Annotated in this window: 8 protein-coding genes, 4 tRNA genes, 3 rRNA genes and 1 pseudogene; all 16 read right to left on the minus strand. The window is 60.4% G+C overall.

What is annotated here, in order from left to right; genetic code table 11:
- Positions 1 to 3: 3 nt before the first annotated feature.
- The 16 genes and pseudogenes from AB1792_02610 to AB1792_02685 all read right to left on the minus strand — a co-directional run bounded on the left by AB1792_02610 (position 4) and on the right by AB1792_02685 (position 14073).
- A pseudogene (locus AB1792_02610) lies at positions 4 to 338 on the minus strand (HepT-like ribonuclease domain-containing protein).
- Positions 325 to 621, minus strand: coding sequence for a nucleotidyltransferase family protein (locus AB1792_02615; GenBank protein ID MEW5701110.1), 297 nt, complete (start codon positions 619 to 621; stop codon positions 325 to 327). Before AB1792_02615 ends, AB1792_02610 begins: the two are co-directional and overlap by 14 nt.
- Positions 622 to 919: 298 nt before the next feature.
- Positions 920 to 1036: ribosomal RNA gene (gene rrf, locus AB1792_02620) — 5S ribosomal RNA — on the minus strand.
- A 285-nt stretch (positions 1037 to 1321) separates the two neighbouring features.
- Positions 1322 to 4951, minus strand: a 23S ribosomal RNA gene (locus AB1792_02625).
- Positions 4952 to 5089: 138 nt separating this feature from the next.
- Positions 5090 to 5165, minus strand: a tRNA-Ala gene (locus AB1792_02630).
- Between the two features lie 61 nt (positions 5166 to 5226).
- Positions 5227 to 5300, minus strand: a tRNA-Ile gene (locus AB1792_02635).
- 161 nt (positions 5301 to 5461) lie between these two features.
- Positions 5462 to 7021, minus strand: a 16S ribosomal RNA gene (locus AB1792_02640).
- The 16S, 23S and 5S rRNA genes sit together here with 2 tRNA genes alongside, the layout of an rRNA operon.
- A 425-nt stretch (positions 7022 to 7446) precedes the next feature.
- Positions 7447 to 9063: a DUF2723 domain-containing protein gene (locus AB1792_02645; protein MEW5701111.1), complete on the minus strand. Its 1617-nt coding sequence runs from the start codon at positions 9061 to 9063 to the stop codon at positions 7447 to 7449.
- A gap of 47 nt (positions 9064 to 9110) precedes the next feature.
- Positions 9111 to 9183 (minus strand) — tRNA-Thr (locus AB1792_02650).
- A gap of 42 nt (positions 9184 to 9225) precedes the next feature.
- A tRNA-Phe gene (locus tag AB1792_02655) sits at positions 9226 to 9298 on the minus strand.
- Between the two features lie 111 nt (positions 9299 to 9409).
- Positions 9410 to 10018, minus strand: coding sequence for a hypothetical protein (locus tag AB1792_02660; protein ID MEW5701112.1), 609 nt, complete (start codon positions 10016 to 10018; stop codon positions 9410 to 9412).
- A gap of 137 nt (positions 10019 to 10155) precedes the next feature.
- Positions 10156 to 11307 carry a hypothetical protein gene (locus AB1792_02665; protein ID MEW5701113.1) on the minus strand — a complete coding sequence of 384 codons (1152 nt, stop codon included), beginning with the start codon at positions 11305 to 11307 and terminating at the stop codon, positions 10156 to 10158.
- 399 nt (positions 11308 to 11706) lie between these two features.
- Positions 11707 to 12192 carry a tetratricopeptide repeat protein gene (locus AB1792_02670; protein ID MEW5701114.1) on the minus strand — a complete coding sequence of 162 codons (486 nt, stop codon included), beginning with the start codon at positions 12190 to 12192 and terminating at the stop codon, positions 11707 to 11709.
- Positions 12183 to 12671, minus strand: coding sequence for a GNAT family N-acetyltransferase (locus AB1792_02675; protein MEW5701115.1), 489 nt, complete (start codon positions 12669 to 12671; stop codon positions 12183 to 12185). The genes AB1792_02670 and AB1792_02675 overlap by 10 nt, the downstream gene beginning before the upstream one ends.
- 9 nt (positions 12672 to 12680) lie before the next feature.
- Complete coding sequence (locus AB1792_02680) at positions 12681 to 13520, minus strand: exonuclease domain-containing protein (protein ID MEW5701116.1); 840 nt, start codon at positions 13518 to 13520, stop codon at positions 12681 to 12683.
- A 67-nt stretch (positions 13521 to 13587) separates the two neighbouring features.
- Positions 13588 to 14073: a hypothetical protein gene (locus AB1792_02685; GenBank protein ID MEW5701117.1), complete on the minus strand. Its 486-nt coding sequence runs from the start codon at positions 14071 to 14073 to the stop codon at positions 13588 to 13590.
- Positions 14074 to 14161 lie beyond the last annotated feature (88 nt).

Consider the following 14161-nt stretch of genomic DNA (forward strand, 5'->3'; position numbering starts at 1 on the left):
TCCTCACTCCAGAATCCTCTCCAACGCGGCGATCAGCGGCGGTAGGTCGTTGGTCACTACATCCCAAAGAATGTCGAAATCCACCTCTTCGTAGGCGTGGATCAAACGGTTGCGAATGCCACCATCTGGGGCCACTGGATTGCCGAACTGTTGGCTCGGGCCTCAGCGCTCACGCCACTGGCGGCCTCTCCAATCACTGTGAGAAGGCGCACCAGCGCGAGATTCAGCTTCCGATCCCGATCGAGGTCTGTTCGGCTGAGCCCGCGACACATCTCGATGGCCTCACGGGCATACTCCAACATGTCCTGCATCCGGCCGGGATCATCACGCAGCGTCATATACCGCCTCCGCCGTCCGGATCACGTCATCGCGATACCGCTTCCCCAAGAACCCAGCGGTATTGAAATCGACCTTCCGGCCCAGAATCTCGGAGAGCTCATCTCCCATCCCGAAAAACGCCAGCCCCGGCGTCTGGCCCGGCTCGAATTCGACCAAGACGTCGACGTCGCTGTCGGGGGTGAAATCGTCGCGCAGGACCGAGCCGAAGAACGACAGCTTGCGGATGTGATTGCGCCGGCAGAATTCCCGAATGCGCGCGTGATCGACCGGTATGCGCACCATGGCACGGACCTCTGCCGGTAATTACGGCGGAAACGGCGGCATGGCAATCATGAAAAGAGGGCCATCAAGAAACAGCAGATTCCTCACTTCGTTCGGAATGACAGGGGAACGCCCAGGGGGATCCTGTCACCCCGAGCGTGGGGAGGGGTCTGCTGTTTTCGCCGGCGATGGCCTGTAGGGGCGCATCGCGATGCGCCCGTCTATCCTGGAGAGGACGGGCGGTTCGCGAACCGCCCCTACATGTCCCGCCAAAAACAGAAAGCCCCATTCGCTGTGTGCGAACGGGGCTTCGATTTACTCCCGGCGGCGATCTACTCTCCCACCCGCGCGAGCGGGCAGTACCATCGACGCAGAGGGGCTTAACGGCCGTGTTCGGAATGGGAACGGGTGTTTCCCCCTCGCCATTGCCACCGGAAACTTGTGGCGTTGATCAACCCTGACCAGGGTCAGGGCCACATCCTCTCGTTGCCGAGACCAGGATAAGAACCCTCACCCCAGCCCTCTCCCTCCAGGGAGAGGGGGATTAGAACCGATCGGTTCGCCGACAACTTCATATGGGAAGTGAATAGTGCACTGATTTCTTCTGACCCTCGCCCTTCGACTATGCTCAGGGCGAGCCCCACCCTCTCCTGGAGGAGAGGGAAGGTCAAATCGATCAACCCACCCAGGGATTTCGTCTGAAATCCCGTGGGAATTTTATTCGGTCAAGTCGCACGGCCGATTAGTATCGCTCGGCTGAACCCCTCACGGGGCTTACACCTGCGACCTATCAACCAGGTAATCTACCTGGGGCCTACAGACTCCGAAGAGTGGGAAACCTAGTCTTGGGGTGGGCTTAGCACTTAGATGCATTCAGCGCTTATCCCTTCCGGACGCGGCTACCCGGCGGTGCCACTGGCGTGACAACCGGTACACCGGAGGTCCGTCCATTCCGGTCCTCTCGTACTAAGAACAGCTCCCCGCAAGTTTCCTACGCCCGTATCAGATAGGGACCGAACTGTCTCACGACGTTCTAAACCCAGCTCACGTACCGCTTTAATCGGCGAACAGCCGAACCCTTGGAACCTTCTCCAGCTCCAGGATGCGATGAGCCGACATCGAGGTGCCAAACCTCCTCGTCGATGTGAACTCTCGGAGGAGATAAGCCTGTTATCCCCGGAGTACCTTTTGTCCGATGAGTGACGGCGCTTCCACGCGCAACCGCCAGATCACTAAGCCCTGCTTTCGCACCTGCTCGACTTGTTGGTCTCGCAGTCAAGCTCCCTTGTGCCTTTACGCTCTGCGGCTGATTACCAAACAGCCTGAGGGAACCTTTGGGCGCCTCCGTTACCGTTTAGGAGGCAACCGCCCCAGTCAAACTGCCCGCCTGGCAATGTTCCCGAGCCGGATTCACGGCCCTGGGTTAGAATTCCAATATAACAAGGGTGGTATTTCAACGGCGACTCCACCGAGTCTAGCGACCCGGTCTCAACGTCTCCCACCTATGCTACACATGCCACATCAAAACCCAATGCCAGGTTACAGTAAAGGTTCACGGGGTCTTTCCGTCCCGATACGGGTAAGCGGCATCTTCACCGCTGCTACAGTTTCGCCGAGCCCCTCGTTGAGACAGCGCCCAAGTTGTTACACCATTCGTGCAGGTCGGAATTTACCCGACAAGGAATTTCGCTACCTTAGGCAGGTTGTTACAGATCCCGGCCATCACCAACCATCGAGGACAGCGGGCTTTCAGCCCGCTGCGCAGGGGGCTGGAAGCCCTCTGTCCTCACACGGGCGTGTGATTGCATGGACAGGATCGGCCCGATCGTTTCCGTCGGGCTCTGCATGTCGCCATGCAGGTCGGACTATGTCTTGACGCACAGACTCAACCTACTGTCATCCTGAGCCCGATTCGCACCTTGTGCGAATCGGTCGCGAAGGATCTGCTTTTCTTGGACAGCAGATTCCTCGCTGCGCTCGGAATGACAAGAGCGCGCGCGTCTCCGGCGTATAGTCTCTGGGGATTCCGCAAACGAACCGTCTTGCCGGGCACGGCACGCCGTGCCCCTACAAGAACTGTCAACTGCGGTCTTTCCTGCTGGTTGTCCGCACCGAGGACGTTGTCACACGCGTCGGGGACGTAGACGGGCGCGTTGCCATGCGCCTCCACAAGAGCCACAACGCCTGTAGTCTCGGATACACGGAGGTTCCAGCATATAGCCGGATTTGGTAACGGCCCTATTTTCGTTCTGCGGTTGCAGAACAAGGGTAGCGAATCGGATAAAGGGGACGTGATTGAACCGTTATAGTTACGGCCGCCGTTTACTGGGGCTTCGATTCAGAGCTTCGTCCGCCTTGCGGCGAACTGACCCCTCCTCTTAACCTTCCAGCACCGGGCAGGTGTCAGTCCGTATACGTCGCCTTCTTAGGCTTCGCACAGACATGTGTTTTTAGTAAACAGTCACCCAGGCCACTTTACTGTGGCTCCATTCCGCCGCCGTGGCGTGCACGACGACGTACTCAGGAGCACCCCTTCTTCCGAAGTTACGGGGCCATTTTGCCTAGTTCCTTAACGAGGGTTCTCTCGAGCACCTTAGGATATTCTCCTCACCCACCTGTGTCGGTTTACGGTACGGGCTCCCGAAGACACTCGCTTAGAGGTTTTTCTCGGCAGCGGGCTGAAGACCAGTTTGCGGGCTTGCGCCCTCCCCATCGCCTCTCGGAGTCATGGTGCGGTGGATTTGCCTGCCGCACCCTCCTACCAGCTTGGACCCGGACATCCGACACCGGGCTGGCCATTGCTTCTGCGTCACCCCATCGCTCAAACGCGTCCTCAGGAGGTACAGGAATGTTCGCCTGTTTGCCATCGCCTACGCCTCTCGGCCTCGGCTTAGGACCCGACTGACCCTGAGCGGATTAACCTTCCTCAGGAACCCTTGGGTTTTCGGTGGACGGGTTTCTCGCCCGTCTTATCGCTACTCGTTCCGGCATAATCACTTCCCAACGGTCCAGTCGTCCTCACGGACGGCCTTCGCCCCGTTGGCAATGCTCCCCTACCAAACCGCCCGAAGGCGGAGTTCGCGGCTTCGGCGGCACGCTTAGTCCCGGTAATTATCGGCGCAGGATCACTAGACTAGTGAGCTATTACGCACTCTTTAAATGGTGGCTGCTTCTAAGCCAACATCCTAGCTGTTTTAGTAGTCCTACATCCTTAGTCACTCAGCGTGCACTTGGGGGCCTTAGCCGGCGATCTGGGTTGTTTCCCTCTCGGACGCGAAGCTTATCCCTCGCGCCCTGACTCCCGTGGAACGATACCGCGGCATTCGGAGTTTGATTGGGGTCGGTAACCTTGTGGGGCCCCTAGCCCATTCAGTGCTCTACCTCCGCGGCTCTATGACACGAGGCTAGCCCGAAAGCTATTTCGGGGAGAACCAGCTATCGCCGAGTTTGATTGGCCTTTCACCCCTAGGCACAGCTCATCCCCCGGCTTTTCAACGCAGGTGGGTTCGGACCTCCAGCGCGTTTTACCGCGCTTTCATCCTGGCCATGCCTAGATCACACGGCTTCGGGTCTGCCGCATACGACCATATGACGCCCATTTCGGACTCGCTTTCGCTACGGCTGCGCCAGTGTTTGGCTTAACCGGCCATATGCGAGCAACTCGCCGGATCATTATTCAATAGGCACGCGGTCATCCCGCCCCGGTCCGAAGACCAGGGAAGGACTCCCACAGCTTGTAGGTATACGGTTTCAGGTACTATTTCACTCTCCGTCAGGAGTGCTTTTCACCTTTCCCTCGCGGTACTGGTTCACTATCGGTCACGGGTGAGTATTTAGCCTTATCGCGTGGTCGCGACGGATTCAGACGGGATTTCACGTGTCCCGCCCTACTTGGGTGCCCATCCTGGGAAGTCACATCCATTTCGCCTACAGGCCTTTCACCTTCTGTGGCGTATCGTTCCAGATACTTCGGCTATGAATGTGATTGGTAACTCCCCGGCCTCCCGGCATGGAGGCCACGAATGAGTCCCGCTACCCCGGCCGCACAACGGACGCCGCCTTTAACGTGCCAACCGGTTTGGGCTGTTCCCTGTTCGCTCGCCGCTACTGAGGGAATCACTATTGTCGTCTTGTCCTGAGGGTACTAAGATGTTTCAGTTCTCCTCGTTCGCTCCCGCCCGCCTATGGATTCAGCGGGGGGTGATTCCGTATGAACGGAACCGGGTTGCCCCATTCGGAAATCCCCGGATCAATGCGTGTTTGCCGCTACCCGAGGCTTATCGCAGCTTACCACGTCCTTCTTCGCCTACCCGTGCCAAGGCATCCCCCGTATACCCTTGGTAACTTGACCGAAAATCCTTGGGTGGCTCGATCGACTCTCTCGGTCGAAAGAGAAATCGAGACACTTCCCGTATGAAGTTGTCAAAGAACCGTCCGGCTGCGATCCCCCACCGGCGACCGCGAAACTTGTCGGGGCATGCACTGCCGTTGGTGGAGACGACCGGGATCGAACCGGCGACCTACGGCGTGCAAAACCGTCGCTCTCCCAGCTGAGCTACGTCCCCAGATCCTCTCCTGCCGACATCGCGCCTGATGGTGATATGCGGGCCGACCCGCGCATGACTATGGGCCTAAGTGGAGTTGAACCACTGACCTCGCGCTTATCAGGCGCGCGCTCTAACCGTCTGAGCTATAGGCCCTGCCCGGCTGCGACCCGGAGGTCCGAGGCCTGTGGCTTGAACCCCCGCTCAAACTGGCAGTATGGAAACAAATAGCGTGACAGGCCGTCGGCCGATTCGATGCGATCGACCTCGGTTGTTCTGTTCCGCCCGAAAGCGGAACGTCACACCGTACTCCTTAGAAAGGAGGTGATCCAGCCGCAGCTTCCGCTACGGCTACCTTGTTACGACTTAGCCCCAGTCATCGGGTTTACCTTGGGCATCGCCATCCCTTGCGGGTTAGAACGATGACTTTGGGTACCCCCGACTTCCATGGCTTGACGGGCGGTGTGTACAAGGCCCGGGAACGTATTCACCGCGGCGTGCTGATCCGCGATTACTAGCGATTCCACCTTCATGGAGTCGGGTTGCAGACTCCAATCTGAACTGAGGCCGGCTTTAGGGATTGGCTCCACCTTGCGGTCTTGCGACCCTCTGTACCGGCCATTGTAGTACGTGTGTAGCCCTGGACGTAAGGACCATGAGGACTTGACGTCATCCCCACCTTCCTCCCCGTTGACCGGGGCAGTCTCCCCAGAGTTCCCGGCATGATCCGCTGGCAACTGAGGACAGGGGTTGCGCTCGTTGCGGGACTTAACCCAACACCTCACGGCACGAGCTGACGACAGCCATGCAGCACCTGTGCGGCGACTCCCGAAGGAGAGGGGTCATCTCTGACCCGGTCCACCGCATGTCAAGCCCAGGTAAGGTTCTTCGCGTTGCGTCGAATTAAACCACATACTCCACCGCTTGTGCGGGCCCCCGTCAATTCCTTTGAGTTTCAACCTTGCGGCCGTACTCCCCAGGCGGGGCACTTAATGTGTTAACTGCGGCACCGGAGGGGTCGATACCTCCGACACCTAGTGCCCATCGTTTACCGCCGGGACTACCAGGGTATCTAATCCTGTTTGCTCCCCCGGCCTTCGTGCCTCAGCGTCAGTATCGGTCCAGGAAGCCGCCTTCGCCAACGGTGTTCCTCCTGATATCTACGCATTTCACCGCTACACCAGGAATTCCACTTCCCTCTCCCGTACTCAAGACCGGCAGTTTCGAATGCCAGCCCGCGGTTAAGCCGCGGGTTTTCACACCCGACTGACCGGCCCGCCTACGCACCCTTTACGCCCAGTAAATCCGAACAACGCTCGTTCCCCCCGTGTTACCGCGGCTGCTGGCACGGAGTTAGCCGGAACTTCCTCTCCGGGTACCGTCAGGGCCGTCCCATTTCCTGAACGACCGTTTCTTCCCCGGCGACAGGGTTTTACACTCCAAGGAGCTTCGTCACCCACGCGGCGTTGCTGCGTCAGGCTTTCGCCCATTGCGCAATATTCCCTACTGCTGCCTCCCGTAGGAGTCTGGGCCGTATCTCAGTCCCAGTGTGGCCGGTCACCCTCTCAGGTCGGCTATCCATCACGGCCTTGGTGGGCCATTACCCCGCCAACAAGCTAATGGACCGCGGGCCCATCCACCGGCGACGGCCACCCGAAAGTGACCGCCTTTGAACCGGAAGGGATGCCCCCTCCGGTTGTCGTTCGGTATTAGACCCCCTTTCGAGAGCTTATCCCGAACCGGTGGGCAGGTTGCCCACGTGTTACGCACCCGTGCGCCGCTTTACTAACGCCCCGAAGGACGCTTTCTCGCACGACTTGCATGTATGAGGCACGCCGCCAGCGTTCGTTCTGAGCCAGGATCAAACTCTCCGTGAGAAATCAACTCATCATCGATTCTCAGGAAGACGATCCGTGATGAACGTCTTCATTGTCCGAATTCGGCCTTGAAGATCGTGTGAGGATCTCCATAGGCCCGCATCAAAACTGCGTCTGGCCTGTCAACGCTATTCTCTTTTCAAAGAGCAGAAGACACCCTTGCCGCTCGCACGGCAAACTCTGATTATACAGGCGCAAGAAACAAAGTCAAGCGGAAAAAACCACAGCCTCTCCGCTCGCTCGCTTTTCCAAGCCCTATACGTGGTGCCGCATTACTCGTTTGCACCACTTCGAGTTATCGACAAGTTGCCCCAAGAATCGAACCCGGATGTGAATTCGTTCGCCTTGGCGGCACCACGCTCAAGTCGCGTCAAGACGCTATATCGCAATGGCTTACATTCTGAATGGGCGGTCTCGTGCCGGTGTCACTGCCACTGCACTCTGAGATCCTCCACAGCCACGACCCCATCACGAGCGACAGCAATCGGCCCCTTTCGCCATCGGTCCAGGACTGGGTCGTACAGGCGAACTGAGGTCGAATCACGCTCGTCGATCAGGAGAACCGTCCTGATTCGGGGCGGCAACTCCAGCACAGTCAGGGAATCCCGAATGGAGATACTGAGGTCTTCACACCGACCGGCGGAGCATGTCCAGCACCACCGCTGCCAGTGGCGGTTCACGAGCGCACTGGGTGCGGTGTAGTAACCCAGTACGTTGACTTGAAGCTCGCGTTCGTAGGCGTGGATGATGACCGTGCTGTCGGCAGGGAAGGCACTGATTGTATGCAAGTATCCCCTTAGGATGTCCTGCCATTTTTGCAAACCCTGGCGGGTGAAGTCGGACTGGTACTTATAGACCTTGGCGGCCACCGTCGGCCAGTTGCGCAACTGGAAATAGAACTCCGGGGGTTGAGCGGAGGGATACTTCTGGGATGGCGGTGGACACAGAGCGAACCAGCCGAACTCGATGACAGCGGTCGCCGCGAGCGCCCACCGCCATCCCCTTGAAACCCCGCGCCCCCGAACGACCCCGGTCAGGTATGCCAGAACGGGCACAAGGAAGCCCAGCATGTATCCCATCTGACCACAGTGAACAAGCAGGAAGAACAGGGCCGCCGGGCCGATCAACAAGAGCCACAAGCCGGCATCGGAATCGGCTGGCGCTCCACGAGCACGCCGTTGCCGCCGGCGAACAACAGCGACAAAAGCCAGGGCCAGCGGTGGCAGCAGTGGCCAGAGGAGTTGAAAGGCGGCCCCGCACCACGACAGCATGTTGTAGAAGACACCAGACAAGTTGTGCGAGAAGAGAGGCGAGCGGGTGAGAAGATAGTACTCGAACATGTCGCGAGATGCCGTCTTGTATTTCGACCACCCCTCACACAGGTACATCAGGGGCACGAACCAAAGCGTGACGCCCAGAACCGCGCCCGAAATCAGCCTGGTCCAAGCCACATCGCGACGCACCCGCCACAGATGCCGGAGGACGGCCGGTGCCGCCAGCAAGGCCGTGAACTGACGTATTCCCCCGGCTCCCGCCCACACCAGCCCAAGGAGAAACGCGCGTCCTGCCGTCGGGGAGTCGCGGTGCGAGAGGATGGCGTGGGCAATCAGCAGCGTCACGGCGGCATCGGCGGTGTAGACGGACGCGGTGCTCCCATAGTACCAGAAAAGGGGATGGAAGAGAACGACCGCGGCGATGAGAATCGTGTCGATGTGACCGATCATCCGGCGAAAGACGCTCGCGACCAGCGCCAGCGTCAACGCCTGCATCAGACCGTTGACAATGATGTAAGCAGAGTTGGGATCAGAGATCCACTGGTGGACGAATCGTGCCAGCAGGACGAAGAGGACATAACCCGGCGGGTGCGGGGAACCTCGAGAGAGATCGAAGACAGCCAGCGCGCGGGCATAATTGACCGCATCGGCGTCGAGCAGCCAGTCGGAATGGGTCCACCACCGGGTGAGAAGTAGCGCCGCCAACGGCAGGGCAAACACCAGGTACGTCGATGGACGGCGCGCCATGTGTCCCGGATGCAAAGACACTCTCCCGACATCCTCTTGAGAGTGGCAAGAGCGAGGGCGGAGCACAAAGCCACCGAGCGGGATCGAACCGCTGACCTGACGATTACGAATCGTCTGCTCTACCAGCTGAGCTACGGTGGCGTGGTCGAAGACAACCTGTGGGCCAGGCAACGATCACCAAAGTGCCGCCCCGCAGAGTTGAACTGCGGACACACGGATTTTCAGTCCGTTGCTCTACCAACTGAGCTAGGGCGGCATGCCATGCCCACATGGCCCCCACTTCTGTGAGTGGGAAACCGGGGCGCTTGATAGCCCAGAGCTTTGCCTGAAGTCAATGTCATTCTGGGAGGTGACCCGGTCGTCCTCGTTAGCGATCCCCCGCCTTGCCGCTCTCCTTTGTCGTCTTCTGACCGGTCTTGGGCGGCCACGGCGGCGCCGGTTTCTTGATCAACTCGAATTCCGGCTGAATCGAATTGAACGAGTTGGTCACAAACAGGAGGTTGTTCTCCGGAGGGAGACGGACTGCGGCCATCTTGAAGGCTTCAGTGGGAAAGGCAGACTTCGAGCTGAAGAATAAAGTTGCCAGCAATCCCTCGCCTGGGGGAATCGCCCCCGCCAGAATGGCCACGGAGTCCATTCCGGCCAGCATGTTCACCAGCAGCGTCTGGTTCTCCTTCTTGTACAGGGGCTGAGTGACGTGAAAGGAAGCCGCCCGCCCCTGTGTGGTCAGCAGTGAATCCAGCATGACGGAGTCGGCTCCCGGCGCGAACTTGAATGGCAGTGTGATTCCGACAACGGGGTTCACGTTCGTCATCCAGACTGTCACAATCGCTTTGTTGGGGGTCGCACCCGGGCCAAGGTACGCCGTGATCTTGTCCACCGAGGACTTCTCAGCGGCATGGACGACCAGACCGCCTGCCACCGCCAAGACGCACGCGGCCGCCACGAATGCGCTGTGCCTTATCTTCTGTCCCATGACTTGCTCCTCACATGAGTTCGGTCAGACCATCATCTCATTTATCGTCCGGCGCCGCATGGCGCTCCAGCGACCCAAGAACCCAATATACTGGTTTCCCTCCATCGTGGCGTCTGTTTCCGGTCCCCCACGAACTGTCACGGTCCGGCCGCTCCTGACCGTCGCGGCACCCGGCGCATTACCCGTTCATCATTCCTGCGCAGATAGTCGCCGATCGCCTCATGCCAATCTGCGGCCGCTCCCGCAAGGTCGCCGCGGAGCTCCCGCAGCTTGGCGCGAATCAAGGCCAGTTCCGGGTCGTGACGGCTGGTCTTCTCAAGGTGAGAGACCGCCTCGCGCACCAAAAGCGTGTCGCCGACAATCAATGCACACCGTGCCATCACGAAGCGGGGCGGCGTGAAGGTGGAATCCAGCGCCAGCGCTCGCGCGGCACAAGAGCGGGCCTCTTCGCAGCGCCCGCACAGCTCTTCGACCGCCGCCAGCGTGACCCAACCCCACGGATTGGTCGAATCGGCTTGGACCGCTGCCGCCGCCGCGGCGCGGGCCGATACCGTATCCTGAGCCTCCCAGTGCCACCACGACAAGAGAATCGACGGATCGGCCATGGTGGAGCAGGCCGACTGGACGCGACGAGCCAGTGCCTTGGCGCTGTCCCCGGCACCGCTTTGCCAGAGGAAGCGGGCATGGCTCAGATCACGACGACACCGGTACTCGATCGAATCAGGCATGACGGCGTGAGTCGTGTCCGTCATGGCGCCGCAATACGTGGAGATGATGCGGTCGCGCTGACGCCTCGACCATCCCACCTCCGCCAATTCCACGATCCCGCCCATACGCGCGATGATCACGGTCGGCACCGAAAGAAGACCCCAACGACGGACACGGTCGTACTCGGCATCATACCAGACCGGACCCTGGTATCCGGTTTGCCGCAGCGCCGCCTCAATCGATGCGGCCTCGCGTGAGTCGATGAGAGCGTGATCGACGTTGATCGGCATGATCTCCCAGCGCGCCGCACTCTTCGGTTCCGCGGCGACCAGGTCTTTGACCGCTCTCAGCGACGACGGAGACCAGCGCGCCCAGAAGATGATGATCGCCGGGGCCGAGGGAGTCCAGAGTCGTGCCTGTCCCTGCACCGTGTGACGGACAAACGACATGATGCGATCGCCGACCCACAGCAAGCGAAGGGACTCGGAAGCGCCGGCCTCCGGCGGATGCAGCATCGGCGCCGCCAGGATCAGCAGCACGAGAACCATGACGTTCAGCACGCGGCGCCGGCCGTCATTCAAGATCCCCCTGCTCCTTCTTGGAGCGTCTGACAGAATGAGAAGTCCGGGGTGCGTTGGGGCTTCGGCATTTTCAATGCGTCTGCGACAGCCCCTCACCCCTTCGACTTCGCTCAGGGTAGCCCTGCCCTCGCCCCACAAGGGAGAGGGGATGACAACCTCTCCCTCCGGCTTGCCCCGAGCGGAGTCGAGGGGGAGAGGTCGATCCGTCCGGAGGACGGATCGGGTGAGGCAGTTCTTTCGCCCGCTCACTTCGTCAGGGGCCCTTAGAACGATGGCGCTGATGCTCTCTTCATGGGTCGAGATAAGGGATCCTCTGTTTCCCGACACAGGTGCGGAACACCTCGCCCGAGGAGACGCCGGGAATGCCGGGGCACTTGTGCGCATGGTCTTCAGCATCCGTTAGAACAATCCCCGCCGGGGCAAGAGCGACAGCGCCCAGCGATAATAGTAGATCGCCGAGTCGGCCTGGCCCTGCGCCTCATACACACGGCCGATGAGGTAGTAAGCCTCGGGATTGCGCCACTGACCCAGCTTGGTGAACTTCCATGCGTACACGCCTGCGGAATCCGCCTGGCCACCAGCGAGAAAACTCTCCGCCAGTCCAGCGAGCGCATCCGCCGCGGCGGGCTGCAACTCGTGGGCGCGACGAAAGGCGGAGATGCGCGCCGTCATCCGACCGAGCGCGGCGTACACCTCCCCCAGTGCCAACCACAGATTCGCGTCGGTGGAATCCGCGCGGATTGCGCGGCGTACCATTGCCAGCGCCGAGTCGGCATGCCCTGTCCGAATGAGCGAAGCGGCGACGGCAGGAACATCGCGCTTGTTAGCGGGAGCATCCTGCGCCAGCGACGGCACCGCAGTGACCGTGAGCAGTGTCAGGAGCACAAGACGCAATCCGATCCTGGCAGACCGCCTACACATCCTCGCCATCCCGCTTGGAAAAGTACTCGATCTCTCTCATCAGGTTTATATCCCGCAAACAAGTACAAGGCGCGTGATGCATGGTTGTCGGCTTCGATGTGCGCACCGATGATGAACAACCCCCGCCGGCGCAACTCACGCTCGGCCGCCTGCAACAGTCGTGCACCGAGACGCGCCTGTCGGTTCTCAGGATGGACCGCCAGACGGTTGATCCAGCCGCGTCGGGTGTCGTCGGTGGCGATCACCGACCCGACGAGGTTTGTTGCCGCGAAGGCTCCCAGGAAGCCCTCCGGGTTTGTGCGCTGTTGCCGCGACAACTCGGCCAGGGTGTCCCGCCCGGCGGAACGGATCGCCACGCCCGAGTCACGCCACAGTCCCCACAAGCGCGGAATCTCCCCGGGCCTGAGGGGTCGGATCACGATGCCGTCATCGACCGGCTCCATCGTCGTTTTCTACTCCCGAAGATTCCAGTCGATGATGCGGTCCAGACGAAACCGACGCTCCTCGTGTCGCAGCAGGCAATCGGCCACGAGATACATGTGCCGGCCGACACGCACCGTATCCCGGACGAGAATCGACCGATGAGTCCGTGACCCGTCCGCCGACAGGTACACGATTTCGATCGGTCTTTGCGTGGCGATCATCTCCGCCAGCGAGGGCGGGAGGACCGGCTCCACCATCCCCGTCCGCCTGGATGAGAACGACTGGGTCACGGAGGTCAATTCCGCCACCGTGGGGTCGGAGTCGGGAAACACCCGTCGAATGATCGCTGCCAGGACCGCTCGTGTCGTTCGACAGTCCCCCAATGCCCGGTGCGCGTCAGGGTCGGGAATCCGAAAATGACGCGCCAGGGCACCCAGACGATGGGACGGCAGCCGCAGGTACCGGCGCGCCAGCGCCACCGTGTCGATTGTGGGGCGTTCCGGGAAGACCCGTCCCAAGCGGGCGTATTCGGCCCGGAGAAAACCCAAGTCGAAGGGGGCGTTGTGGGCCACGTAGACCGCATCCGCAAGCGCGGCATCGACGTGATCAGCGACATCCGCGTACGTGGGTGCGCCCACGAGCATCTCCGGCGTGATGCCATTGACGGCAAATGCCCCCTCCGACAGCGGCCGCTGCGGATCAATGAGCGTTGACCATTCCGCTGGTCGGTACCTGCCGGGTTGGCGGATCAGAGCCATCTCGCACACGCGGTCATCAAGATCCGGGCGCAGCCCGGTCGTCTCAACATCGATGAAGACCAGCGTGACCTGGGAGACCGGTAACGGGCCAAGTTGAACGTCCGATTCCATGGCATTGATCGTGAAAGACCGTCATCGATGGCGGGTGAATCCCGGGCACGGTCGACGGGAAGGCGCTTCACATCGTCCGAAAGCTGGTGATCACCCAACGACCGTCGCGATAGACGAGACGCATCTTGTTGTAGTACTGCACGCGCGTGAGTCGATCCAAGAACGACACTTCAACCAGGGCACTGTCGTCCAGAACCTGGGATGCTCCCAGAACGATCTGATTCTCCAGCCAGCGCTTGCGCAATACGCCTTCTCCCGTCATGGACGCGAGCAACAGTTGCCCCCAATCGGGTTCGCTTTCACCCGGCTGCGACGGCGCCAGATCGGCCCGCACATTCTGGGCCGCACTGGGCAGATCGATCAGCCGCGAAAGCTGGAGCGTGTCCGATCGCTCCATCGCGGCGAACATCTCTTTGACCGTGTCCTTGGGATCAGGACTGCTTGGGCCGCACGAGCCCAAAGCCAATCCGAGTGAGAATACCAAGAGCAGACAGCAATGCGGCACTCCGCCGATGACACTCCATCTCGCCGTACACGTCCATCGATCACTCATGATCGGCCTCGCTTTGGCTGCGGACGCACTTCCCGGCGCAATCGACGTTTTCGTCGACGTTCCGGTGATGTGATTTAATGAAATGGGA

Source organism: Candidatus Zixiibacteriota bacterium, from assembly GCA_040752595.1.
In the GTDB taxonomy this organism is placed as follows: Bacteria; Zixibacteria; MSB-5A5; order WJJR01; family WJJR01; genus JACQFV01.

What these genes read in the sequence shown, in the direction of transcription:
- AB1792_02615 (MEW5701110.1), bottom strand. Translation starts at nt 621, where the DNA reads ATGGTGCGCATACCGGTCGATCACGCGCGCATTCGGGAATTCTGCCGG.
- AB1792_02660 (MEW5701112.1), bottom strand. Translation starts at nt 10,018, where the DNA reads ATGGGACAGAAGATAAGGCACAGCGCATTCGTGGCGGCCGCGTGCGTC.
- AB1792_02675 (MEW5701115.1), bottom strand. Translation starts at nt 12,671, where the DNA reads ATGGAGCCGGTCGATGACGGCATCGTGATCCGACCCCTCAGGCCCGGG.
- AB1792_02680 (MEW5701116.1), bottom strand. Translation starts at nt 13,520, where the DNA reads ATGGAATCGGACGTTCAACTTGGCCCGTTACCGGTCTCCCAGGTCACG.
- AB1792_02685 (MEW5701117.1), bottom strand. Translation starts at nt 14,073, where the DNA reads ATGAGTGATCGATGGACGTGTACGGCGAGATGGAGTGTCATCGGCGGA.